General features: G+C 69.5%; 18 protein-coding genes. 13 read left to right on the top strand and 5 right to left on the bottom strand.

The window, feature by feature from the left end; genetic code table 11:
• Positions 1 to 250: 250 nt before the first annotated feature.
• Positions 251 to 1,373, top strand: a protein-coding gene (gene prfB, locus ABAZ39_RS03260) for a peptide chain release factor 2 (protein WP_103041137.1) whose coding sequence is annotated in 2 segments (ribosomal slippage) — positions 251 to 319 and positions 321 to 1,373 — 1,122 coding nt in all. Because the reading frame shifts where the segments join, the coding sequence is not laid out codon by codon here.
• 178 nt (positions 1,374 to 1,551) lie between these two features.
• Positions 1,552 to 1,860 (top strand): peptidoglycan-binding domain-containing protein, encoded by a 309-nt coding sequence (locus tag ABAZ39_RS03265; RefSeq protein ID WP_038526709.1) that lies wholly within the window; start codon positions 1,552 to 1,554, stop codon positions 1,858 to 1,860.
• A 47-nt stretch (positions 1,861 to 1,907) separates the two neighbouring features.
• Here the strand turns inward: ABAZ39_RS03265 and ABAZ39_RS03270 are convergent, their stop codons facing one another.
• From ABAZ39_RS03270 to ABAZ39_RS03285, 4 genes are read right to left on the bottom strand one after another with little or no spacing between them, the layout of a single operon-like run.
• Positions 1,908 to 2,930, bottom strand: a complete 1,023-nt coding sequence (locus ABAZ39_RS03270; protein WP_051657778.1) for an ABC transporter substrate-binding protein — start codon at positions 2,928 to 2,930, stop codon at positions 1,908 to 1,910.
• A 32-nt stretch (positions 2,931 to 2,962) separates the two neighbouring features.
• A complete protein-coding gene (locus tag ABAZ39_RS03275) occupies positions 2,963 to 3,781 on the bottom strand; it encodes an ABC transporter permease (RefSeq protein ID WP_038526715.1) in 819 nt (272 codons plus the stop codon).
• Positions 3,774 to 4,547 (bottom strand): ABC transporter ATP-binding protein, encoded by a 774-nt coding sequence (locus tag ABAZ39_RS03280; RefSeq protein WP_038526718.1) that lies wholly within the window; start codon positions 4,545 to 4,547, stop codon positions 3,774 to 3,776. The genes ABAZ39_RS03275 and ABAZ39_RS03280 overlap by 8 nt, the downstream gene beginning before the upstream one ends.
• Positions 4,544 to 9,946, bottom strand: coding sequence for an AMP-binding protein (locus ABAZ39_RS03285; RefSeq protein ID WP_038530624.1), 5,403 nt, complete (start codon positions 9,944 to 9,946; stop codon positions 4,544 to 4,546). The genes ABAZ39_RS03280 and ABAZ39_RS03285 overlap by 4 nt, the downstream gene beginning before the upstream one ends.
• A 174-nt stretch (positions 9,947 to 10,120) precedes the next feature.
• On the opposite strand from ABAZ39_RS03285, the gene ABAZ39_RS03290 reads away from it, so the two are divergent.
• Complete coding sequence (locus tag ABAZ39_RS03290; protein WP_038526720.1) at positions 10,121 to 10,540, top strand: cupin domain-containing protein; 420 nt, start codon at positions 10,121 to 10,123, stop codon at positions 10,538 to 10,540.
• 346 nt (positions 10,541 to 10,886) lie between these two features.
• Complete coding sequence (locus ABAZ39_RS03295) at positions 10,887 to 11,501, top strand: hypothetical protein (protein WP_014241109.1); 615 nt, start codon at positions 10,887 to 10,889, stop codon at positions 11,499 to 11,501.
• Positions 11,502 to 11,608: 107 nt separating this feature from the next.
• Here ABAZ39_RS03295 and ABAZ39_RS03300 read toward each other — a convergent pair whose 3' ends face one another.
• Entirely contained in the window at positions 11,609 to 11,869 is a 261-nt protein-coding gene (locus ABAZ39_RS03300) for a DUF3126 family protein (RefSeq protein WP_014241108.1), read from the bottom strand.
• A gap of 260 nt (positions 11,870 to 12,129) precedes the next feature.
• On the opposite strand from ABAZ39_RS03300, the gene ABAZ39_RS32810 reads away from it, so the two are divergent.
• From ABAZ39_RS32810 to ABAZ39_RS03345, 9 genes are all read left to right on the top strand, one after another.
• The gene (locus ABAZ39_RS32810; RefSeq protein WP_051657779.1) at positions 12,130 to 14,877 is read left to right on the top strand and encodes an SUMF1/EgtB/PvdO family nonheme iron enzyme; all 2,748 of its coding nucleotides are present in this window, start codon (positions 12,130 to 12,132) and stop codon (positions 14,875 to 14,877) included.
• Positions 14,878 to 15,167: 290 nt separating this feature from the next.
• Entirely contained in the window at positions 15,168 to 16,772 is a 1,605-nt protein-coding gene (locus ABAZ39_RS32815) for an SH3 domain-containing protein (protein ID WP_051657780.1), read from the top strand.
• Positions 16,769 to 17,296, top strand: a complete 528-nt coding sequence (locus tag ABAZ39_RS03315; RefSeq protein WP_038526724.1) for an MORN repeat-containing protein — start codon at positions 16,769 to 16,771, stop codon at positions 17,294 to 17,296. Before ABAZ39_RS32815 ends, ABAZ39_RS03315 begins: the two co-directional genes overlap by 4 nt.
• 93 nt (positions 17,297 to 17,389) lie before the next feature.
• Entirely contained in the window at positions 17,390 to 18,082 is a 693-nt protein-coding gene (locus ABAZ39_RS03320; RefSeq protein ID WP_051657781.1) for a TetR/AcrR family transcriptional regulator, read from the top strand.
• Positions 18,083 to 18,237: 155 nt separating this feature from the next.
• Entirely contained in the window at positions 18,238 to 19,110 is an 873-nt protein-coding gene (locus tag ABAZ39_RS03325; protein ID WP_200776838.1) for an ABC transporter permease, read from the top strand.
• 52 nt (positions 19,111 to 19,162) lie between these two features.
• The gene (locus ABAZ39_RS03330; RefSeq protein WP_014241101.1) at positions 19,163 to 20,161 is read left to right on the top strand and encodes an ABC transporter substrate-binding protein; all 999 of its coding nucleotides are present in this window, start codon (positions 19,163 to 19,165) and stop codon (positions 20,159 to 20,161) included.
• 26 nt (positions 20,162 to 20,187) lie between these two features.
• Complete coding sequence (locus tag ABAZ39_RS03335; RefSeq protein WP_014241100.1) at positions 20,188 to 21,012, top strand: ABC transporter ATP-binding protein; 825 nt, start codon at positions 20,188 to 20,190, stop codon at positions 21,010 to 21,012.
• A gap of 248 nt (positions 21,013 to 21,260) precedes the next feature.
• A complete protein-coding gene (locus ABAZ39_RS03340; protein WP_081862869.1) occupies positions 21,261 to 22,553 on the top strand; it encodes an enolase-like domain-containing protein in 1,293 nt (430 codons plus the stop codon).
• A 20-nt stretch (positions 22,554 to 22,573) separates the two neighbouring features.
• Positions 22,574 to 23,725, top strand: coding sequence for a Gfo/Idh/MocA family protein (locus tag ABAZ39_RS03345; RefSeq protein ID WP_038526728.1), 1,152 nt, complete (start codon positions 22,574 to 22,576; stop codon positions 23,723 to 23,725).

Consider the following 23,725-nt stretch of genomic DNA (forward strand, 5'->3'; position numbering starts at 1 on the left):
ACGCTATCACGGGGGGCTGCCACTTATTCGCGCCGCGAAAGTGGTTTTGCGGCGCAAAAACGGTTTCATCCGAGTGGGTTGCCCAGCTGTCCCTGTGACGGCGTGGCGCTCCGGCGGGTTACCGTTCCGGTCTGGTCCAGCGTCGCGGAAGCCGGGGAGGCTGTGGAATAAGAGGGTGCAACGCCGCTCCCAACCCGCTACATAAGGGCCAAGACACTGGTTCAACTCTGGCTGACGAGGAGGCACTGCGATGCGGGCCGAGATCGAAGCGGCCGCCGGCGAGATTAGAGAATCGCTGGCGCTGCTGAGGAGGCATCTTTGACTGGGATAACGCGCTGCGTCGTCTCGACGAACTGAACGCCCACGCCGAAGACCCCAAGCTGTGGGACGACCCGTCCCGCGCGCAGACCATCATGCGCGAGCGCACCCAGCTCGAAAATTCCGTGAACGGTTACCGCGCGCTTGAGCGCGACCTGTCCGACAGCCTGGAACTGATCGAGATGGGCGAGGCCGAGGGCGACGCGACCGTGGTCGCCGATGCCGAGGCCCAGCTCTACGCGCTGCGCGACCGTGCCGCGAAGCTCCAGATCGAGAGCCTGCTCTCGGGCGAGGCGGACGCCAACGACTGCTTCATCGAGGTGAACGCCGGCGCTGGCGGCACGGAGGCCCAGGACTGGGCACTGATGCTGATGCGCATGTACCTCCGCTGGGCGGAACAGCACGGCTACAAGACGCAGTGGCTTGAGGAAAGCCCCGGCGAAGAGGCCGGCATCAAGTCCGCCACCGCGCAGATCAGCGGCCACAACGCCTATGGCTGGCTGAAGACCGAGGCCGGCGTGCACCGTCTGGTGCGCATCAGCCCGTTCGACAGCCAGGCCCGCCGCCAGACCAGCTTCGCCGCCGTCTCGGTGTCTCCGGTGATCGACGACAAGATCAACATCGAGATCAACGAGAAGGACTGCCGCATCGACACCTTCCGGGCGTCGGGCGCCGGTGGCCAGCACGTCAACAAGACGGACTCGGCGATCCGCATCACCCACTTGCCCACCGGCATCGTGGTGGCCTGCCAGCAGGAGCGCTCGCAGCACAAAAACCGCGCCAAGGCGTGGGACATGCTGCGCGCCCGCCTGTACGAGCGGGAGCTGAAGATCCGCGAGGACGCCGCCGCTGCCCTTGAGGCGACCAAGAGCGACATCGGCTGGGGCCACCAGATCCGCTCCTACGTCCTGCACCCCTACCAGATGGTGAAGGACCTGCGGACCGAGGTGGAGACCTCGCAGAGCCAGGCGGTGCTGGACGGCGACCTGGACATGTTCCTGGAAGCCGCACTGGCCGCCCGGCTTAAGGGGCAGAGCGACGACGCGGCTGCGTGAGGTTGCGCTTGCCCCCTCCCTAGTCCTTCCCCGCTTTGCGGTGGAGGGGATAATCTCCCTCCCCTGCGATAGCGGGGGAGGGCCGGGGAGGGGGCAAAGGCGCCCCCTAATTTTATCCCTTGGGAAGAAACGCGGCCTCTGCGTTGTTGATCTCCGCAACAAGAAACGGAGAGAGACCATGAACCGCAGCCTGTTCGCCGCCTTCCTCGCCGCCACGGCCTTCGCGGCGCCGGCCTATGCCGCCTGTCCGACGGACTCGATGACGCCGGACATGTACTTCGCCTATGTGGAAGGAATCCAGAAGACCCTGACCGAGCAGGGCTTCCGTCCAGGCGTGATCGACGGGAAGATCGGCCCCAACACCCGCTCCGCCATCCGCGCCTATCAGAAGGCCGCGAAGCTCCCGGTGGACGGCTGTCCGACGCAGGAGCTTCTCGACCATATCAACTTCTCCCAGCCGAAGGTCTACGGACCGGGCAAGCGCTGAACCCTACGTCCCCTCTCCCGGGGCGGGAGAGGGGTTTGGCGAGCAACTTACTTGACGAAGGTCAGGTCCATGACGGACTTGGCGTCCAGCGCCTTGTCCACCTGACCTTCGGACTGCCAGAACTTCACCTGATTGACGACGTCGTCGACCAGCAGCTTGCCCTTCGGCTCGACATAGGGCAGGCCGGCGGCGACGACCTCGGGCTTCTGCTTCGTCGCCTCGGCGATGATCGCCAGAAGCTCGTCGTAGCCGGGGCCCTTCACCACGGCGCCCGAAGCGTCCTTGGCGTTGAAGGCGGCGTGGTATTCGGCCAGCCCGGTCAGATAGGCGCTGACGAACTTCTCGGCCAGCGGGCGGCGCTGGGCGACGGTCTTCGGGCTGGTGAAGAGGGCGCCGAGTTGCCACGGCGTCTCATCGCCGACCCAGCCCAGGATGGTGCCGGAGCCTTCGGCGGCGAGCTGGCGGGCCACCGTCACCGGGGCGATCACCGCGTCCACCTGACCGCCCTTGAAGGCGGCGACCATCTTCGGCACGTCCTGCATCGCCACCATGGTCACGTCCTTGACCGTGAAGCCGTGCTTCTGGCCGAGCAGGCCGACCATGTAATGGAAGGTCGAGCCCACCGTGGTGATGGCGATGCGCTTGCCCTTGAGGTCCGCCGGCTTGGTCAGCCCGGCGTCGTACGCCGCCTTGGTCGCCACATAGGCGCTGAGCTGGAAGCCCGGCTCGTCGCGGCTCTGCGCGGCGATCATGGTGACGGCACCCTTGGCGGCGAGGTTGTAGAAGCCCGCCGTCAGGCCGGTGACGCCGAAATCGACGTCGCCCGAGGCCACGGCCACCGGCACCTGCTGGGCCGAGGTAAACATCTTCAGGTCGACGTCCAGCCCTTCCTTCTCGAAATAGCCCTTGGACTTGGCGATGAAGATCGGGCCGGAGGAGGCCAGCGCCAGCACGCCGATGGAGGTCTTCTCCAGCCCCTGCGCCTCGGCGGCGGGCGTCCCGGCCAGCGCCAGGGCCGCGGCACCCATTGCACCCAGAACCAAACGGCGGCTCCAACGCACGACGGTCATTCTCAGTCTCCCATTCTCAATCATCATTTTTCTCACCGCCATTTCAGCAGGCGGCGTTCCAAGATGGACAGCACGGTCCCGATGCTCAGGCCGAGCAGCGAGAGAACCAGCACGCCGGCCAGAAGCTGGTCGGTCAGCATCAGGTTGCCGGCGGTCAGGACGAAGGCGCCGATGCCGTATTCCGCGCCGATCATCTCCGCCGCGACCACCAGGATCAGCGCGATGGAGGCGGTGATGCGGAAGCCGGCGAGGATGCCGGGCAGGGCGCCGGGAAGCACGATCTTGCGCAGGATCGACGCCCAGGGCAGGCCGAAGCTCTGCGCCATGCGGATCAGGTTGCGCGGCACCGAATCGATGGCGCTGTAGGTGGCGATCACGGTCGGGAAGAAGACGCCGAAGCCGATGGTGGCGAACTTCGACGGCTCGCCGATGCCGAACCACAGGATGAACAGCGGCAGCAGCGCGATCTTCGGGATCGGGAAGAAGGCCGAGACCAGCGGCACGCCGACCGCCCGCGCGACCGACCCGATGCCCATGGCGAAGCCCACGGCCATGCCGGCCACCGTGCCCATGACCCAGCCCACGCCGATGCGCATCAGCGACGCCTTCAGGTGCTGCCACAGCGACCCGTCCTGCGCCATGGCGGCCAGCGCCGAGGCGACCGCGCTCGGCGGCGGCAGGAACAGCTCGCTGACGAGGCCGAAGCGGTTGGTGGATTCCCACACCGCGATCAGGACCACGAAGGCGAGCAGCGCCGCCCAGCGGTGCCCCTTGACCGTGAAGCCGCCGCCGCGGAAGCGGACGGGCTGAGATGGGGAGCGATCCTGAAGGGGGAGGCTGGTATCAGGCATCGGCGATCTCCCGGTCGGCCAGTTGGGCCTCGGCCCGGATCAGGTGCCACAGCCGGTCGCGCACCTCCGCCAGATGGGCCTGGGCGGAGGGTTCCAGCCGCTGGTCGCGCGGCTCCTCGATGGTCACGATCTCGCGCAGGCGGCCCGGACGGCGGCTGAGCACGACGACCCGGTCGGCCAACCGCAACGCCTCGTCCAGATTGTGGGTGACGTAAAGGGCGGTCGTCCGCTCGCGCTGCCAGAGCGACAGGAAATCCTCCATCAGCAGTTCGCGCGTCTGGGCGTCGAGCGCCGACAGCGGCTCGTCCAGCAGCAGCATGGCCGGGCGCACGGCCAGCGCGCGGGCGATGCCGACGCGCTGGCGCATGCCGCCCGACAGCTGCTTTGGCAGCGCCTTGCGGAAGTCCCACAGCCCCATGCGGCGCAGGCCGGACTCGATGCGCTCCCGCCGCTCGGCCGCCGACAGCGGGTGGTGTTCGAGGACGAGTGACAGGTTGTCCTCGACGCTGCGCCAGGGCAGCAGGGCGAAATCCTGGAAGATGAAGGTGATCGGGTTCAGGCAGCCGTCCGGCACCTCGCCCGCCACCGCGATGGTGCCGGAGCTGGGCGCCACGATGCCGCCGGCGATGCCGAGCAGGGTGGACTTGCCGCAGCCCGACGGGCCGATGACGGCCAGAACCTCCCCCTCCTGCACCGTCAGGTCGATGCCTTCCAGCACGACGAGGTCGTCGTAGCGGTGGCACAGGTCCTTGATGATAAGCCTCATTGTCCCTTTCCTGTTGCCGACCCCGCCCAGGCGATCAGCAGTTCGTCGCGCGAGGTCAGGCCCGCTTCCGGCAGCGCGTGGTTTACGACGGCCTTGGCGGCGCCGCCGGTCGCTTCCGGCAGGCGGTTCTCCCACATGGCCTGATGGAGCGTGGGCAGCTCGTCCCAGTTACCGAGGTATGTCGTTGGCACACGGACCGCCCCCGACGCAATGACGCGGTTCAGCCCTGCGATTTCCGCAGCGTTCGAAAGATGCGTACCGACGATGGACGCGGATGGCATCAGGATGCGGCGCTGGCGCATCCACACCTGCGGCGCGTAGAAGCTGTAGCGACGACCACTCATATCGCCGCAATAGACCACGCGCCCCGTGTGCGGCTTCACGAGCATGGTCGAGACGGCCAGCGTGTCGCGCCGCGCCCGCTCCACCACCACATCCGGCATGCCGCGCGGGTTGTCGGCGGCGCGCAGGATGCGGCCCACCGCCTGGCCCAGCGGCTTGAACGTGTCCTCGGTGAACAGGCGCACGGCCTCCTTGAAGGCGGCGGTTTCGCGCTGCGGGTCGGGCAGGTCCGGCATGGTGTCGGGCCAGTCGAAATGCGGGACGCGGCGCGTGATCTCGGCCAGCGACACGGCGCCGGCCAGAGCCTCGCCGTAGCCCAGCGACAGCACGAAGTCGCGTTCGGAATCCCGGTCGGTGACGACGCAGACGCGGGCGCCGGACTCGCGCGCCGCCTCGATGGCGGACAGCGCCATGTCGTCGCGCAGCCCCACCGCCCCGGCGCCGTAGAAGACCAGCACGGCCTCGCCGGGGCGCAGGCGGGCGCGGCGGAGCATCTCGGCGGGTTCGGCGGCGCCGGGCTTGCCGAGGAAGGTCATGTGGTAGCCGCTGGAGGCGCCGAAGAAAGTGAGCGCGCCGCCTTCGGCCAACGATTGGAAGGTGCGCGGGAAGGTCGTCTCGCCGGCGTGGCTGACGGCGTAGTCCACGAGCTGGCCGCCGTTGGCGGCGCGCAGCGCGTCGATGTAGGGCTGGCCCGCGCTCTCCCACGCCGCCCACTGCGCCGGGTCGGCGGGGATGCGGGTGAAGGCGGCCTCGGCGACGGCGCGGTCCACCGCCTCCGCACCGCGGGCGCGGATCGCGGCGGCGCGGCGTTCTGACGACACCATGCCGGTCACCTTCATGCGCCGTGCCAGCGCCAGTTCCACCGTCCAGGCGCCGGTGCCGCCCGCCGCACCCTCGACCAGCAGGCGCTTGCCGGGCTGCACGTCGAGCGCGGTGAACAGCGCGCGGTAGCCGGTGCCGGCGGCGAGCATGTAGCTTCCCGCCTCCTCCAGCGCGAGGCCGGGCGGCAGGGGGAAGAGCTGCGGCCCGTCGGCCAGCATGAACTGCTGGTGGCTGCCGTCCGGCGACTGGTAGCCCTGGATGTGGAAGTCGGTGAACATCGGGTCGGCCCCGGCCTCCGGGTCCAGCAGATCGGAGACGCCGGAATAGACGGCCACCAGATCGCCGACCGCAAGGCGCCCCTGCGCCTGCAACGCCTCGCCCATCCGCACGACCATTCCAACGCCGCCGGAGCCGGTGACGTGCACGTCCTCGTCATGCTCGTCGAACAGGGAGATGGGGATGCCGGTCAGCGCCCAGACGTCGTTGTAGTTGACCTCCGACGCGAGGACGTAGACGAGCGCTTGGTTGGGGCCGGGCTCGGGAACGGGGATGATGACCTCGGTTTCGGCCTGCGCCGGGTCGCCGTGGGCGGCCGCGCCGGTTTCCAGGTCGCGGACGACGGCCTGGGCGAGCTGCCAGCGGGGCAGGGGTGTGGCGCCGGGGACGAAGGGACTGCCGATGGGCAGCACGCCGTCGCAGCTCGCGCGTCTTGGTCGTGCGGGCAGGGACGGGGACTTCTTCTCCAGGAACAGGGTGATGCCCTTCTTGGCGCCGTTGTCGGAGTCCAGCAGGAAGCGGGCAAAGGCGTCGATCTCGGCCTTGCTGCCGGCGTCGAAGCCGTCGCGCAGGCCGGTGTCGACCAACCGGACGATGGTGTCGGCCACCGGGCCGCGGCCGACGCTGTGGGCTTGGCGGAGGAGGCGCATCACCTCCGGCCCCCTCCCGCCCGCTTCGCGGGCACCCTCCGGACGGACGGACGCCGCCGCGACGGCGGAGGGGGGGCGGGAGGGGGCATGAGAAGTGGAGGGGGCCAGCGCCGCCTCCCTTGCCATCGCCTTTGCCAGCGTCAGCGCGTCGTCCGCCCCGCGCGCCACCACATCGACCAAGCCATACTCCAGCGCCGTCTCGGCGTCGATCTGGCGCCCGGACAGCAGGATCTCCAACGCCCGCCCATAGCCCCGTTCCGGGTCCTTACGCAGCAGCAAGCGCGGCAGGCGCTGCGTCCCGCCATAGCCCGGCGGCAGGAACAGGTTGATCTCCGGCTGGCCCAGCCGGGCCCGCGGGTCAGCCACCCGGACGTGGCAGGCCATCGCCAGCTCGCAGCCGCCGCCCAGCGCCACGCCGCGGATCGCCGCGAACACCGGCTTGTCCAGCGCCGCGAGGGCGCGGAAGACGGCATGAGCCTTGGCGGGCAGGGCGCGGGCCTCGCTCTCGTCCCGCACTTCGTCGAGAAGCTGGCGGATGTCGGCGCCGGCCACGAAGTTGCGGCCCGTGCCGGTGATCACCACGGCGCGCACGTCCGCCCGCCGGGCGAGATGGGCGACCAGCGTGTCCAGCTCGTCGAGCAGGCGGTCGGACAGGGCGTTGACCGGCGGATTGTCAATGGTGATGGTCGCCATCCGCACGCCGTCGGCCAGCCGGTCGTACTGGACGGACAGGAAGCGCTGCCGCTCGATGAGGGTCTGTTCCTCGGCGCGCTGCTGGCCGCGCTTCCAGGCGGCGATGCGCGCCTCCAGGTCGGTCAGGCATTCCGGGTTGCGCAGGGTGGAGGTATCGCCCAGCGGCTCCCCGTTCATCATCGCCGTTAGGAAGCGGCGCATGTATTTGCCGGACCGCGTCTCGGGAAAGGCCGGGACAGAGAGGATGTCGGAGGGGACGGCGACCGCACCCTTCTCCTGCCGCACCAGATCCTTCAGCCGGCGTTCGTCGTCGGCGGTGATGTCGCGGCCCTTGGCGGGCAGGACGAAGGCGACGGGGGTCAGGCCCTTCTCGCGGTGCGGGGCGCCGACCACGATGACGTTGCCGACCGGGCTGTCGGGGTTGATCTGCTTGTCGCGCAGGATCGCGCCCTCGATCTCCTCCGTGCCCATGCGGTGGCCGGACACGTTGATGACGTCGTCGGACCGCCCGTGCAGGCTGAAGCTGCCGTCCTCGTAGCGCCGCGCGAAGTCGCCTTGCAGATAGGCCCAGACCGGATTGCCGTCGGCGTCCCGGAAGCGCCCGAAATAGGTCGTCACGAAACGGTCGAAGTCGCCCTTCCAGCCCGGCTTTCCAACGTTCTCCGCGTCGCCCCAGATGGTGCGGGTCAGATAGGGGTAGGGGGCGGTGACGACGATCTCGCCCTTCTCCTCCGGCTCGGCGGGGCGGAAGGCGACGCGGCCCGTGGCGTCCGGCTCGCTCTCGGGAACCCAGACGTCGCCCAGAACCCAGGGCAGGGGATAGGTGTGGGCGTCGGCGCGCAGCGGCTGGTCGGGGTTGCCGTAGGGGTGGGTCCAGACGATGCCGCCATGCTCCGTCGCCCAATAGCTGTTGATGTATTGCGGCGTCATCACCGCCATGCCGAAGGCCTGGACGGCGGGGCTGGTCGGCTCCGCGCAGAAGGTGGCGACCCGCAGGCTGCTGCGATCGTAGCGCTCGACGTCGGCGCGGTTCTCCGGGTGGGTCATGACCGTCTTCAGGAAGGTCACGCCCGCCTTGAAGATGGTTACCTTGTGCCGCTCGATGATCGAGGCGAAGCGCCCGGCGTTGGGGAAGACCGGCGCCCCCTCCGTCACGATGCCGGGGATGCGGGCGGCGAGGCTGGCGGTGATGAGGTAGCTCTGCCCGGTGATCCAGCCGGGATCGGCGACGACGTAGATCGCGTCGCGGCCCGGCAGGGCGTCGAAGCTGACCTTCATGGTGTGGGCGAGGCCGGCGACGTAGCCGCCATGGACATGCACCACGCCCTTCGGCTTCCCGGTGGAGCCGGAGGTGTAGATGATGAACAGCGGATACTCGGCATCCACCGGAACGCAGGGCACGGCCTTCGCCACGGCGGCGTAGAGCGCCCGGTCGTCCAGCGCGTGCAGCGCGTCCATGCCGGGCAGGACGGTGTCCGGAAGTCCGGCGGCGGCGCACAGCTCCGCCTCGGCCTTCGCCAGCAGCTCGTGCGCCCAGACGTCGCGGCCGTCGGTCCAGGGGATGTCGGGAAGCCCGGCGTGGCGGACAACGATCACCGCCTCAACCCGCGGCGGGGCGGCGGTCAGCGCTTCAGCGACGCTGGCGCGCAGGTCGGCCACGGTGGCGGCGTCGAGCGTCCCGGCGCGGTCCAGCGCGCGGCCCAGCTCGCGCATGACGTCGGCGGGAGCGACGGTGATCTCGCCCGCCAAGCCGCGGCGCACCGGCTCCATCAGGGTGTCGTCTCCCAGCTTGGCGCGCAAAACCTCCTTGGTGATGCGCAGCGCCGTGGGCAGGGCGACGAAGCGGTCGAGCGCCGGGTCGCTGTAGGCTTCCTTGAAGGGGGCCATCTCGGCGTTGCGGCTGGCGCCGTCGGCGGTGATGACGACGCGGGCGCCGGCGTTCTCGATGCGGTCGGACAGCGTCTTGTCGGAGAATCCGCCGAAGACGGCGGTGTAGATGACGCCGATGCGCTTCGCCCCCTCCGTCCAGACGATCTGGTCGAGGATGTTGGGCATGTTCAGCGCGATGCGGTCGCCTTGCCTCAACCCCAGCCCGCGCAGTGCCAGAGCGGCCAGCGCGGAGCGGACCAGCAGCTCGCGCCGGGTCAGCGTGACGTGATGGACCGGGCCGCCGCGCCCGCCGTTGGCGGCGGCGTCCCAGCGGTCGCCCTCGTACCAATAGGCGGTCTCCGACCCATGGCCGGACAGGACGTGGCGGTCCACCTCGTTGAAGGCGGCGTTGGTCAGCCCGCCTGCGAACCAGCGGTAGAAGGGCGCTTCCGATCCGTCGAAGGCCTGGGTCCAGGGCGTCCAGTCCGCCCTTTCCGCCGCCTTGCCCGCCGGTTCGCCCGTGGCGGCGTCCCAGCCGCGCCACACGCCGTCCGCCTCGCGCATCAGCCAATTCGCGCCGTCGAACCAGTGGATCGTCTCAGCGGCGATCGCGCCGTGGAAGGCGCCGGGATCGGCCGCGCAGGCGTCCCGCTGGCTCTGCCAGTCCGCGGCGGAGCGGATGGGGTTGACGGCGACGTCCTGCGGCAGCGGCGGCTGTCCGGCGGACTCCGCGACGGCGTGATCCATGCTTTCCTCCCGATCGGGCATTTCTTCCTTGGCGGCCACGTCTTGTGCGCGGCGGGCATCACTATAGCGCGGCGCCCTGCATGGGCCGCAATGGCGCCGTGCGCGGCGGGGGTATGCCGTATACGCGGCTTTCGGTCATACTCGGTTCAATCAATGACGATGGGAGGAAACGGCATGTCGAAAAACGACGCGCCTGCGAACGATTCGGTGACCTTCGCGGTCAGCCATCCCGACCCGGCGGACTTCAAGCGCGACGGGCTGCGGCCCTTCTTCGAATACCGCGATCTGGGCATCCGCGCCGCCACGGCGGGCAAGGCGAACGCCCACGTCATCCGCGCCCGCCCCGGCGAGCCGTCGCACGGCGGCTGGCATCGGCACGCGCTGGATTTCCAGATGGTCTACGTGCTGAAGGGCTGGGTGAAGTTCTCTTACGAAGGCGTGGGGGAGGTGCTGTTGCAGGCCGGTTCCTGCGTGCACCAGCCGCCGGGCATCCGGCATGTGGAGATCGCCCATTCCGACGATCTGGAAATGCTGGAGATCACGCTTCCCGCCGACTTCCCGACCGAGGGGGCCGAAGCGCCCGCCGGGGACTGATGTTCGTCAAAGAAGTCCCGGCCCAAAAAGTGCCGGTCGCACCCGTCGTGGAAACGACGGTGCGGCCGGCCAGATGCTTTGGAGGAATCGCCGCCATGGCCACAGGGAACGACGCGGCCATGGGACGCTTCGTTGCAAAGGAAAGCAATGCCCATGCCAGAGCTTGGGCGGGCTCCCGGAGCCGGTTTTCCGTGCTTTCGGCAAGAACCTCCGGACCGCACCTGTCTGGAAGACTGGACAGGTGACCGGATCGCTGGACAGACGGGCGGGCGCCGCTGTTCTGGCATGTTGGGCGTGTCGAGGGTATTAGGGCGGTGTGTGGCGGCGTGATGAGGATGCGGACGGGATGCCCGAAGTCGAGATCTCCCGCGAGGACAAGGGGCAGGCGACGGTGTTCGAGGCGTCGCCGTCCAGCGTGCCGCCCCAGCGTTACGCCCACCTCCTCTACGCCGCCCTGCTGCTGGCCGGTTTCGTCGTCGTGGCCGAACTGACGCTGGAGCCGACGGCCTCGATGCTGCGCTGGCTGGGCGTCCTGTGCGCGGTGCCGCTTCTGCTGATGTGGATGATCACGCTGCTGCGGGCCGCAAGGCGCAGCGCCGTGCGGCTGGTCGTGGCGCCGGAAGGATTGACCGCCCATGGGCAGCTTGTCCCCCACGACACGATCCGCGGGGTGGCGCTCTACCCGCCGCAGGGCAAACGTCCGCTGTTCGTGGCCCGCATCCAGACGATGACCCTGCAGCAGCACCAAAAGGAACTGGCGCTGGCCGGCGGGGACGTGGATGCGGAGGAGGACGGGAAACCGGGGAAGGGCCGTCGGCGACGCGCCGGCTACCGGCTGCTTCTGCTGCGCCGGAACCATCTGCCGGCGCTCGTCCTGGTGCGTGGCCTCACCCTGTCGGGCGGCGAGACGCTGATGGCCGGGCTGGCCGCGGAACTGCGCCGCCACAGCCGGCCGGGCTGACATTCGCCCTGAGTTCTATCGGCGAGTTCCATCGGCGCGCGGGCAAGCGCCCCTCCCGCCGCGGGGCGGGAGAGGACCGCGCTGGAAGGACGCCGGAAGGGCGTGACTCAGCGACGGGCCGTCGGGGCTGCCGGCAGGTCTTCTTCCAGAATGACGACGTGCAGGGCGTAGGAGACCTCACCCTCGTCCACGTCGCGATGCAGGGTGCCGACGAACTCGTCGCCCAGCATGACTTCTGCGGACTGGCCGGCCTTCTCGGGCGGCTGGATGATGATCTTGTCGTTGCCGAGCGTCTTGCGCAGATAGCTCTGCACACGGGCGATTTCGGTTTCGGTCATCTTGGCGACCGTCGGCTTGGCGGGCGGCATGGCATGATCCCTGTGTTGTCGAAGGGGTCATATAGAAACCTTTCGGGCAAAGGGAAAGCACAACATCGCCACGGATCGCGCATTCGCCGCTCCGCCTGCCGCAGGCCCCCATCTTTCTTGCGGGGGGGCATACCCCCGCCTGTGGAGAGCCCTTAGCCGGTTTTGTCCTCTTGTTCCTGGGGGCGCGGCCAAATACTGAACGGATTGGAATGTGGGGGCGTCCTCGCTCCGCCGTCCGGTGACCATGGCATGGGGTGCCCATGGCTGCGCGCCTTCGCCGTTTCGTCTCGTTCCGCATCCTTCTGGCGCTGACCGCCGGCCTGCTGCTGGCCGTGGCGGCGTGGGCCGTACCCGGTCTGGCCGCCACCGCGCCGGAGCAACGCATCGCCCTGGTCATCGGCGTCGGCGCCTACCGTCACGCAACCGAGTTGCCCAACCCGCGCAACGACGCCCGCGCCATGTCGGCGGCTTTGCGCAAGATGGGCTTCGCAGTGGAGGAGCGCTACGACCTCGACAACCGCGGCATGGCGGAGGCGTTGCGCGGCTTCGGCATCCAGGCGGCGCAGGCCGACGTGGCACTGCTCTACTTCGCCGGCCACGGCATGCAGGTCGGCGGCACCAATTTTCTGATCCCCGCCGACGCCCGTCTGGAGCGCGAGCGCGATCTGGTCTACGAGGCGCTGCCGCTGAACCTGCCGATGGGCGAGTTGGCCCAGGCGCGCAAGCTGGGCATCCTGATCCTGGACGCCTGCCGCAACAACCCCTTCGCCGACCGGCTGGTGCGGTCCGGCACCAAGAAGACGGAGGTGCATTCCGGTTTCGCCCGCGTCGACGACACGCCGACCGACACGCTGGTCGCCATGGCCACCCGCGCCGACGCGGTGGCGGAGGACGGGCAGGGCGACCACAGCCCCTACACCGCCTCGCTGCTGAAGAATTTCGACGTGCCGGGGCTGGAGCTGAGCCTGTTCTTCCGCCGCGTGCGCGACGACGTGATGCAGGTCACCCAGGGCCGGCAGGAGCCGTTCCTCTACGGCTCGCTGGGCGCCGCGCCCTTCTATTTCAACCCGCTGCCGGAGAACCGGCCGCCGCAACTCGCCGCCTTCAAGACGCTGGAGGTCTTCGACCGCGGCGGGACGGAGGGGTTGGGCATCGCGCGGCCAAGCGATCCCGACAACGACCAGCTCTTCGCCCAGGTGACCGGCCTGCCGCGCGGCGGCGGGGTGCGCATCGGCGACCGGGTGGTGCTGATCGGCGACTATCTGACGCTCGACCAGCTCACCGCCGCGACCTTCCGGGCGGACGCCACCCACCTCGGCGACGCCGGCAGCTTCGAGTTCGCGGTGATGGACGGGCGCGGCGGGGTGGCGCGGGGCGCCGTGCCGATCGTCATCAAGCCGAGCAACCGCCCGCCGGTGGCCGTCGCCGAGCGCAGCGTGCGCGCCGTCGTCAACAGCCTGCGGCTGGAGGTGCCGACCGACCCGGACGGCGACCCGCTGACCTTCACCGTCAGCGCCGTGCCGGAGCGGGGCAAGGTCCACGACGGCACCACCCCGCTGAAGCCCGGCGACAAGCTGGCGCCGGAGCGCCTGACCGCCCTGACCTTCGACCCGGAACGGGCACCGGCGGGCCGCGCCGGGGTGTTCAGCGTGCTGGTCGAGGACGGGCGCGGCGGGCGCACGACGATGAGCGCGCTTCTGGAGGTCGAGGAGGCCGGCGCCCCGCCGCCGCAGGCCGATCTGGAGGAGTCGCTGTGGCGCCGCGTGCGCGACAGCCGCGACGCCGACGCGCTGGACGCCTTCCTGCGGCTGTTCGGCACCGGCCCCTTCGCCGCCCCGGCGCGGGACCGGCTGAACCGGCTGCGCGCCGAATCGGCCAAGGTTGCGGCGGCGTCTCCAACGGGCGGTGCGGGGAGCAGCGGGTCGTCGGGCAATGGGGCGGGGAATGGAGCGCCCGGCGGCAAGGCGTCTCCGCCACCGGAACTCCAGCTCGACACCGCCGGGGAGGGGATGTATGTGGCCGTCGCCGACGCGGAGCTGCGCGCCGGGCCGGACGCGCGGTCGGAACGGGTCGGCGCCTTGGCCAAGGACGGCGCGGTGCGGGTGCTGGGCCGGGTGGCCGACGCCGACTGGTACCGGGTGGCCCTGGATGACGGCACCCAAGGCGGCGTGCAGGGCTTCGTCCGCGGTCCCGCGCTGCGTCCCGCCGGGCCGGAGGACCGCCAGCGGCTGGCGCTCGCCGCACCGGTCCAGCCGGGGGGCTCGCAGGGGCGGGCGCAGGGCAACGGCAGCAGCTTCCAGGATTGCCCGGAATGTCCGCCGATGATGCGGATTCCCGCCGGCAGTTTCGTTATGGGCAGCGAGCGCGGCGACACCAGCCAGCGCCCGCCCCGCCGCGTCACCTTCGCCCGGCCTTTCGCCATCGGGGTCTACGAGGTGACGGTCGCCAACTGGCGGGCCTGCGTGGAGGGTGGCGGCTGCGCCGCCATGCCGCGGATGCGCAATCCCACCGACGACATGCCGGTGCACAACATCCATGTCGAGGACGCGCTGGCCTACACCGAGTGGCTCAGCCGCAAGACCGGCCAGCGCTACCGCCTGCCGAGCGAGGCCGAGTGGGAGTATGCGGCGCGCGGCGGCAGCGCGGCGCGCTTCGCCTGGGGGGACAGCCTGACGCCGGGGGCGCGGCTGGCCAACTGCCGTGACTGCGGCGGGGCCGCCGACCGCTCCCTGCCGGCGCCAGTCGGCAGCTTCCAGCCCAACGCCTTCGGCCTCTACGACACCAGCGGCGGGGTGGCGGAGTGGGTCGCCGACTGCTGGAACCCCGGCTACAAGGGCGCCCCGACGGACGGCAGCGCCTGGACGGAGGGTGATTGCCGCAAGCGGGTGTTGCGCGGCGGCTCCTGGCGGGATGGGCAGGACGCCATCGCCGTCACCGCCCGCATCGGCTACGACGCGGACGTGCGCTATTTCGCCGACGGGTTGCGGGTGGCCCGCGACCTCAACTGACTCCGCTTGCGTTCGTTGGTGGGACGCACCGTCTGCGGATGGGACCACGGCGCCCCCGAAATTGCAGAAATTGGTGTTGGGCCAATGCGCTAGACTTGGCTGTTCAAGGCTTGGCGATCTGCGGACCGGACGGCCCGACAACGGAAGGCCGGCGACTGCTTCGACCAAATTCGTTACAGCCGCCGTGGCCTGAGACTCCCTAAAGGGGTGGTCAAAGAGAAGATCAGGTGGAGGGTATCGACGTGTTGCGCTGGCCCCGGAGCGCCGTTTGGACTGTTGCGCTGGTCCTGGTGACGGCGAACGTTGCCTTTGCCCCCCTGGCGTTCGCCGACGACAAGCGCGTCGCGCTGGTGATCGGCAACGCGCAGTACCAGGAGGGTGGCCCGGCCGCCGGGGTGGGCGCCAACACGGCGGTCGTCGCCGACGCGCTGCGCCGCGCCGGCTTCACCGTCACTGCCGCCGAGAACCTCGACCACCGCGGCATGGTCGCGGCGTTGAGCCGTTTCCAGGACGCTCTGGGGCAGGCCGGCCTGGGCTTCCTCTATTACTCCGGCGTGGCGCTGAGCCTGTCGGCCAAGGGCTTCCTGGTGCCGGTGGATGCCAAGCCCGGCTCCGAATACGACGTGATCTTCGACACCATCGAGCTGGACTACGCGCTGAAGGAAATTCAGCGCAGCGGGCGCAAGGCCGTCGCCGTGTTCGACCCGGTGCCCGCCCATCCGCTGGCCGACCGGCTGGCGTCGGCGATGGGCGAGGAGGGGCGGTCCGTGAAGCCGGCGCTGGCGGCCCCGGCGGCGCTCGACAACCTGTTCGTCGTCTACTCGCACCGGCCCGGCACGCCGCCCGCCTCGCCGCCGGGCAAGGGAGCGGACGTTTTCTCCACCGCCCTGGCGCAGGAGATGGTCAAGCCGGGCGTGCCGCTGCGCGACGCGCTGGCCGAGGTCGCCCGCACCGTCGTCGGACGCACCCGCGGGACGCAGCATCCCTGGCTCCAGGACCGGCTGGGCACGGATCTCGTGCTGGTGCCCGGCCCGCACGCGCCGTCCGCCCCCGTCGTTGCCCGGACTGAGGAGGCGCCGCCCGCCGTGGAGGCGACGGCCCCCGAACCGAAGCCGGCCGAATCCAAGCCAATCGAACCCAAGTCAGTCGAGCCCAAGTCAATCGAACCCAAGCCGCTGCCGCAGAAGGCGGAGGAAAAGCCCGCCGCCCTGGCGGTCGCCGAGGTCGAGGTGGACCCGCTGAACGAGAAGCGGGTGGTGACGCGCGACACCAACCTGCGCGCCGGTCCCGACACCAAGGCGGCGGTCGTCGGCACGCTGCGCCACGACAGCGAGGTCACGGTCACCGGGCGGACCCGGCGCAACGGCGGCTGGCTGCGCGTCGAGCAGGACGGCAAGACCGGCTTCGCCTTCTCCAGCAACCTCGCCAAGTCGGAGGAGGTGCCGGTCGCCTCCGCCCAACCGACGACGCCCCAGCAACCGCCCCAGCCGGCGATGCTGGCTCCCGGTGTCTATACCGTGGCACGCGACGCCAACCTGTTCGCCCGCCCGGTGCTGGGCGCCCGCAGCCTGCGCGATCTGGAGCAGGGGCAGCGGGTGACGCTGCTCCAGGCGGCGCCCGACTCCGGCTGGGTGCTGGTGCGGGATTCGTCGGGGCAGGAGGGCTACGTCACCACGGGGACACTGGCCGGCCGGTCGGGCGAGGCGGTGTCCATGGGTGGTGCGGCGCCCAACGCCTACCCGCCGCCCACGGTGGTTCGCAACGATGTCGATCCGGTGGCCGGCGCGTTGTCCGGCACGACCGGTCCGACGCGGCTGGCGGCTTTGCCGGACATCAGCGGGCAAAGCGCCGCGGGGCGCTCCACCTCCGGTACGGACCCGGTCGTCGTGCCTTGAGAGACGCCGACCACACCACTCGCCCCAACGGCGACGTCTACGAGGGAGCGTGGAACCGCGGTCTGGGCAATTTCTCCATCCAGGGAACGATCAGCCGCAACGGCGTCGGCGTCTACCGCTTCGCCAACGGGCAGGTCTATGAGGGAGAGTGGAAGGACGACCAGATGTCCGGCTACGGCGTCCTGGGTTTTCCGTCCGGCGACCGCTTCGAGGGGACCTTCGTGAACGCCGTGCCGAACGGGCCGGGCGTTTACCGCTTCGCCAACGGCGATTCCTACGCCGGCGAGGTCCGCCAGGGCCGCGTGGACGGCCACGGCGAGTTGGCCTTCACCAACGGCGAGCGGTTCAGCGGCGTGGTGGTGGACCGGCTTCCGGCGGGGCCGGGCGAATTGTCGATGCGCGGCGGCACCCGCCATGTCGGGCAGTTCCGCGGCGGCATCCAGGACGGTCCGGGAGCGGCCATCGACACCACCGGCGCGATGCAGCCCGGCATCTGGCGCGGCGCGACGCTCTTGAGTCGGTAACGCCGCTTCGTCTTTCCGTTTCGGCTGATATGCTCCACATTGGAACGCATTGCGGCTCGCCCTCCGGCCGCGCCATGCGAGGACCCGGCCTGGATGGACACGCTGACCGACCCGAAGAAGACCGCTTCCGCAGCCAAGCCGGCCCCAATTAAGCCGGCCAAGGCCGCGAAGGTCACCCGCGACCCGGAGGGCACCCGCGCGCGCATCCTCGCCGCCGCGACGGAGGAGTTCGCGCGCCATGGGCTGGGCGGCGCCCGCGTGGAGCGGATCGCCGAGGTCGCCGGCACCAACAAGCGCATGCTCTACTACCATGTCGGCAACAAGGAGAGCCTGTACCTGACCGTGCTGGAGGGCGCCTACGCGCACATCCGCGCCACCGAACGCACGCTGAGCCTGGAGACGCTGGACCCGCCCGCCGCCATCGCCCGGCTGATCCACTTCACTTGGCAGTATTTCCTCGACCATCCCGAGTTCATGGCGCTGCTGAACATCGAGAATCTGCACCGGGCGGAGTTGCTGAAGACCTCCGACAAGGTGCACGCCATGCATTCGCCCTTCGTGCAGATGATCGCCGACGTGCTGGCGCGCGGCGTCGCCACCGGTATTTTTCGGACGGGGGTGGACCCGGTGCAGCTCTACATCTCCATCGCCGGGCAGTCCTACTTCTACCTGTCCAACGTCCACACCCTGTCGGTCATCTTCGGCCGCGACCTGCTCGCCGAGGAGGCCAAGGCGGAGCGGCTGGACCATATGGTGGAGCTGATCCTGTCGTCGCTGCGGGCTTGAGCCGCCGGTGGTTTCATCATGAATAATCCGCATACCTGACCATCCGTCCTACCTCTTTGGCAGGGTTGACCGCTTTGCCGCGCCGGGCTTACTTTTAACCAGCCGGTTAAAAGAGCGCCTCACGTCGGCGCCGCAACGACCGGGGAGGAGGAGCGATGGCTGTCGATGCGGCGGCTCACGGGAATGCGTCCCGTGGCGGTCCCGCTTCGGGAACGGCGGCGCGACGGGGCGGGGCGGGTGCCACGCTGCTGCGTTTGCTCAATTCCGGCTGGTTCCGGCCGGTGCTGTTCCTGGTGGTCCTGACCGTCCTGTGGGACCTGTCGGTGCGGATCTTCGCGATCCCGCCCTATCTGATACCGAAACCGGGCGACGTGGCCTTGGCCCTCGCCGCGGATTGGGACCAGCTCCTGGCGGCGTCGGTGCCGACCACGCTGGCGACCTTGGGCGGCTTCGCCCTGTCGGTGCTGTTCGGCATTCCCATCGCCATGCTGATCGCCGGGTCGAAGACGGTGGAATCCTACGTCTACCCGCTGCTGGTCTTCTCGCAGTCGATCCCGAAGGTCGCCATCGCGCCGCTGTTCGTGGTGTGGTTCGGCTTCGGGCTGCTGCCCAAGGTGATCTCCGCCTTCCTGCTGGCTTTCTTCCCCATCGTCGTATCGGCGGTGCAGGGCTTCAAGTCGGTGGACGGCGACATGATGGACCTTGCCAAGTCCATGAAGGCGACGCGCCTTCAGACCTTCCGCATGGTCAGCCTGCCGCACGCCATGCCGGCCATCTTCGCCGGCCTGAAGGTGTCGATCACGCTGGCCGTGGTGGGCGCCGTGGTGGGGGAGTTCGTCGGGGCGAATTCCGGCATCGGCTTCGTCCTGCAACGCTCCATCGGCAATTTCGAACTTCCCCTGATGTTCGCGGCCCTGGTGGTGCTGGCGCTGATCGGGGTGGTGCTTTTCTGGGTCATCGACGTGATCGAGCGGCTCGCCATCCCCTGGCACGCGAGCCAACGCCACAACTACATCCCGACGTCGTAACGCCGACAACAAAACCAACAGCGACGCCGGATACCCTTCGGGAGGAGACGAGATGAAACGGACGCTCTTCGCGGCGCTCTGCGCCCTCACGGCCACGACGCTTCCGGCCCAGGCCGCGGACAAGGTCGTGCTGATGCTGAACTGGTACGTGTATGGCGAGCACGCCCCCTTCTACTACGGCAAGGACAAGGGCCTGTACGAAGCCGAGGGCATCGACCTGGAAATCCAGGAGGGCCGCGGGTCGGCGGTGACGACCCAGGCGGTGGCCGCGAAGACCGTCGATTTCGGTTACGTCGACGTGCCGACCATGATGAAGGCGGCGGTGAAGGGCGCCCCGGTCACCTCGCCCGGCGTGCTGCTCCAGACCAGCCCGATGTCGGCCATGGGCTTCACCGACAAGAACATCCGCAAGCCCGAGGACATCAAGGGCAAGACCGTCGCCATGACGCCGGGGGACAGCATGTCCCAGATCTGGCCGCTGTTCCTGAAGAAGACCGGCCTGAAGGACAGCGATTTCCGCGTCGTGTCGGGCGACGCCCAGACCAAGCTGAATGCCGTCATCAACGGGCAGGCGGACCTGCTGCTGGGCTACGTCATGGACCAGAGCATGAAGATCAAGGATGCCACCGGCAAGTCGGTGACGCCGATCCGCTTCGCCGATTACGGCGTCAACATGGTCTCCTCCGGCATCATCGCCCACACCGACACGCTGAAGGACAAGCCGGACCTCGTGAAGCGCTTCATGGCCGCGACGACCAAGGCGGTCGAAGGGGCTGAGAAGAATCCGAAGGAGGCCGTGGCCGCCATCCTCAAGGCCAACCCCAAGGGCGGCCAGGAAGCCACCCTGCTGGAGGGCTTCGAGCTGACCACGCCGCTCTACCGCACGGCGGAGACCAAGGGGCAACGGCCCTTCCGCGTCACCGACGCCAACATGGCCGAGACCGTGGACCTGCTGGTCGAATACGGCGGTCTGGACGCCGCGGCGAAGAAGAACCCGAAGGCCTTCTACACCCGCGACTTCCTCCCCGATCCCGCCGCGGCGGGCCAGTGAGGCCGAACGGACAGGAGAGCAGGGACATGGCTCAGCCCCAGTTGAAAGTCGTCGGATCGGCCGAAACGGCCCGCCTGTCGCAAAAGACCCTGATCCAGATCGACGGCGTGACCAAGACCTACCGCACCCGCGACGGGGAGGTGCCGTCCCTGCGCCCGATCACCTTCGACGTTCGGGACGGCGAATTCCTGGTGGTGGTCGGCCCGTCCGGCTGCGGCAAGTCCACGCTGCTGAAGCTGGTCGCCGGCCTGCTGCCGGTCAGCGAGGGCGCCATCACCATCGAAGGCACCACGGTGACCGAGCCGCACGACGATGTGGGCATCGTGTTCCAGAGCCCGGTGCTGCTCGCCTGGCGGACGGTGCTGCGCAACATCATGATGCCGGTGGAGGTCCGCGGCCTGCCGCGCGACAAGTATCTGGAGCGCGCCCGCGCCCTGATCCGCATGACCGGGCTGGAGGGGTTCGAGAACAAGTACCCCTGGCAGCTCTCCGGCGGCATGCAGCAGCGCGCCTCGCTGTGCCGGGCGCTGGTCCACGACCCGAAGATCCTGCTGATGGACGAGCCGTTCGGCGCGCTTGACGCCATGACGCGGGAGAAGATGAACGTCGAGCTGCAACGCATCCAGCACGAGACGGGCAAGACGGTTCTGCTGATCACCCACTCGATCCCCGAGGCGGTGTTCCTGGCAGACCGGGTGATGGTGATGTCGGAGCGTCCCGGCGCCATCGCCGCGACCTACGAGGTGCCGCTGCCCCGCCCGCGTTCGCTGGATGTCATGGGGCACCCGGTCTTCATCGAGCTGACCCAGCGCATCCGGGCGCATTTCAACGCCCAAGGGCATCTGGACTGAGGGGGCGTGTGGTGATGGCTGAGTCTTGCCCCCTCCCTAACCCTCCCCCGCTCTCGGCGGACCAAAGGTCCGCCTGCCGCGTCAGCGCAAACCATAGGTTTGCGCGAGAGCTTCGCAGGGGAGGGGAATCAGCTCCCTCCCCTGCGTCAGCGGGGGAGGGAAGGGGCCCGCAAAGCGGGAAGGGTGGGGGCAATGCACCCGTCCTCACCATCCGAGCCATCGGCCTGTACGAACGCCCCGTCCACTTCGTGAAGCCCTTCCGCTTCGGCAGCGTGACGGTGGAGGCGGCACCCCAGGCCTTCGTTCGTGCCCTGGTCCATGTGAACGGCGTCGGCGAAGCGTGGGGCGGCACCGCCGAGATGATGATGCCGAAGTGGTTCGACAAACGCCCGGACCGCAGCCCGGACGAGACGGTGGACGGCCTGCGCCGCTCCCTGCGCCTCGCCCGCGACGCCTACGGGACGGATCGCACGGACACCGCCTTCGGCCACCATGCGGCGGCCTACGAGACTCAGCGGGCGGCCTGCCGCGCCGCCGGGTTGCCCGACCTGACGGCCGCCTACGGGCCGGCGCTGATCGACAAGGCGGTGCTGGACGGGCTGCTGCGGGTCCTGAACACGGATTTCTTCACCGGCATGCAGGCGAACCGCGCCGGGATCGACGCGCGGCTGACGCCGGACTTGGCGGACTTCGACCTGGACGGTTTTCTCACCGGGCTGGAGGTGCGGCCGTCCGTTGCGCTCCGCCACACGGTCGGGCTGCTCGACGAGCCGCAGGCCCTGCGCGACCTGCTGGCGCGGGAGCGGCTGGGGCGCTTCAAGATCAAGCTGGGCGGCGATCCGTCCGCCGATCTCGCGCGCTTGGCCGAGATCGCCGGCGTGCTGGACGCGGCGGCGGGCGACTATCGCGCCACGCTGGACGGCAACGAGCAATACGCGGACGCCGCGGCCCTTAACGCCTTCGTGGCGGGGCTGGAGCGCGACCCGGCGCTGGCCGGGTTCCGCGGGCGCCTGCTCTACATCGAGCAGCCGGTGGCGCGGGAGCGCGCGCTGGAGGCGCCGCTGGGCGCCGTGGCGGAACGCATCCCCTTCATCATCGACGAGTCCGACGACGGCTACGACGCCTTCCCGCGCGCCCGCGCCGCCGGCTACCGCGGTGTGTCGTCCAAGTCCTGCAAGGGTCTCTACAAGGCCGTCCTGAACCGGGCGCGCTGCGAGGCCTGGGGCGCGCCGCACTTCATCGCCGCGGAGGACCTGACCTGTCAGGCCGGGCTGGCGGTGCAGCAGGACACGGCCCTGGTCGCGCTGCTCGGCATCGCCGACGCGGAGCGCAACGGCCATCAGTACGGAAACGGCTTCGACGGAGCGCCGGAGGCCGACGCCTTCCTCGGCGCGCATCCCGGCTTCTACACCCGGCGGGACGGCACCGTCCGCCTCGCCACGGCGGGCGGCAGCCTGCCGACCGAAACCCTGGCCGTCCCCGGCTTCGCCAGCGCGGCGCAGCCCCGATGGGACCGCCTGTCCCCTCTACAGAACGAATAATCCCCTAGGGAGTCCCCGACATGAGCACGAAGCGCCTTGGTATCATCATGCATGGCGTGACCGGCCGCATGGGCATGAACCAGCACCTGATCCGGTCGATCCTCGCCATCCGGGCGCAAGGCGGCGTCACGCTGTCCGACGGGTCCCGCGTCATGCCGGACCCCATCCTGGTCGGGCGCAACGCCGAGAAGATCCGCGAGCTGGCCCAGCGCCACGGCGTGGAGCGCTGGACCGACAATCTGGACGCGGCCCTGGCGAACCCCGACGACACGATCTTCTTCGACGCCGGCACCACCCAGATGCGGCCGACGCTGCTGGAGGCGGCGATCCGCGCCGGCAAGCACGTCTATTGCGAGAAGCCCATCGCCACCAACCTGGAGGAGGCGCTGCGCGTCGTCCGGCTGGCCGAGGAGGCCGGGGTGAAGAATGGCACCGTGCAGGATAAGCTGTTCCTGCCCGGCTTGCAGAAGCTGAAGATGCTGCGCGACAGCGGCTTCTTCGGGAAGATCCTCTCGGTGCGCGGCGAGTTCGGCTATTGGGTGTTCGAGGGCGACTGGCAGCCGGCGCAGCGCCCCTCCTGGAATTACCGGGAGGAGGACGGTGGCGGCATCATCCTCGACATGGTCTGCCACTGGCGCTACGTGCTCGACAACCTGTTCGGACAGGTGAAGAGCGTCTCCTGCCTGGGCGCCATCCACATCCCGGAGCGCTGGGACGAGCAGGGCAAGCGCTATCAGGCCACCGCCGACGACGCGGCCTACGCCACCTTCGAGCTGGAGGGCGGCGTCATCGCCCACATCAACTCCTCCTGGGCGACGCGGGTGTACCGCGACGATCTGGTGACCTTCCAGGTGGACGGCACCCATGGCTCGGCGGTCGCGGGCTTGAGCGACTGCGTGATCCAGCCGCGCCAGGGCACGCCGCGCCCGGTGTGGAACCCCGACCAGAAGCAGACCATGGACTTCTACGCGACGTGGCAGCCGGTGCCCGACAACCAGCCGACCGACAACGGCTTCAAGACGCAGTGGGAATCCTTCATCCGCCACGTCGTCGAGGACGCCCCCTTCGACCATGGCTTGATCGAGGGCGCCAAGGGCGTGCAGCTCGTGGAGGCCGCGCTGAAGAGCTGGAAGGAGCGCCGCTGGGTCGACGTTCCCTCGCTGACCGCCTGA

Origin of the sequence: Azospirillum argentinense, assembly GCF_000632475.1 — a bacterium.
Lineage (GTDB): Bacteria > Pseudomonadota > Alphaproteobacteria > Azospirillales > Azospirillaceae > Azospirillum > Azospirillum baldaniorum.

Coding starts and splice junctions, on each gene's coding strand:
- ABAZ39_RS03265 (WP_038526709.1), top strand. CDS start 1,552: ATGAACCGCAGCCTGTTCGCCGCCTTCCTCGCCGCCACGGCCTTCGCG.
- ABAZ39_RS03270 (WP_051657778.1), bottom strand. CDS start 2,930: ATGACCGTCGTGCGTTGGAGCCGCCGTTTGGTTCTGGGTGCAATGGGT.
- ABAZ39_RS03275 (WP_038526715.1), bottom strand. CDS start 3,781: ATGCCTGATACCAGCCTCCCCCTTCAGGATCGCTCCCCATCTCAGCCC.
- ABAZ39_RS03280 (WP_038526718.1), bottom strand. CDS start 4,547: ATGAGGCTTATCATCAAGGACCTGTGCCACCGCTACGACGACCTCGTC.
- ABAZ39_RS03285 (WP_038530624.1), bottom strand. CDS start 9,946: ATGGATCACGCCGTCGCGGAGTCCGCCGGACAGCCGCCGCTGCCGCAG.
- ABAZ39_RS03290 (WP_038526720.1), top strand. CDS start 10,121: ATGTCGAAAAACGACGCGCCTGCGAACGATTCGGTGACCTTCGCGGTC.
- ABAZ39_RS03295 (WP_014241109.1), top strand. CDS start 10,887: ATGCCCGAAGTCGAGATCTCCCGCGAGGACAAGGGGCAGGCGACGGTG.
- ABAZ39_RS03300 (WP_014241108.1), bottom strand. CDS start 11,869: ATGCCGCCCGCCAAGCCGACGGTCGCCAAGATGACCGAAACCGAAATC.
- ABAZ39_RS32810 (WP_051657779.1), top strand. CDS start 12,130: ATGGCTGCGCGCCTTCGCCGTTTCGTCTCGTTCCGCATCCTTCTGGCG.
- ABAZ39_RS03320 (WP_051657781.1), top strand. CDS start 17,390: ATGGACACGCTGACCGACCCGAAGAAGACCGCTTCCGCAGCCAAGCCG.
- ABAZ39_RS03325 (WP_200776838.1), top strand. CDS start 18,238: ATGGCTGTCGATGCGGCGGCTCACGGGAATGCGTCCCGTGGCGGTCCC.
- ABAZ39_RS03330 (WP_014241101.1), top strand. CDS start 19,163: ATGAAACGGACGCTCTTCGCGGCGCTCTGCGCCCTCACGGCCACGACG.
- ABAZ39_RS03335 (WP_014241100.1), top strand. CDS start 20,188: ATGGCTCAGCCCCAGTTGAAAGTCGTCGGATCGGCCGAAACGGCCCGC.
- ABAZ39_RS03345 (WP_038526728.1), top strand. CDS start 22,574: ATGAGCACGAAGCGCCTTGGTATCATCATGCATGGCGTGACCGGCCGC.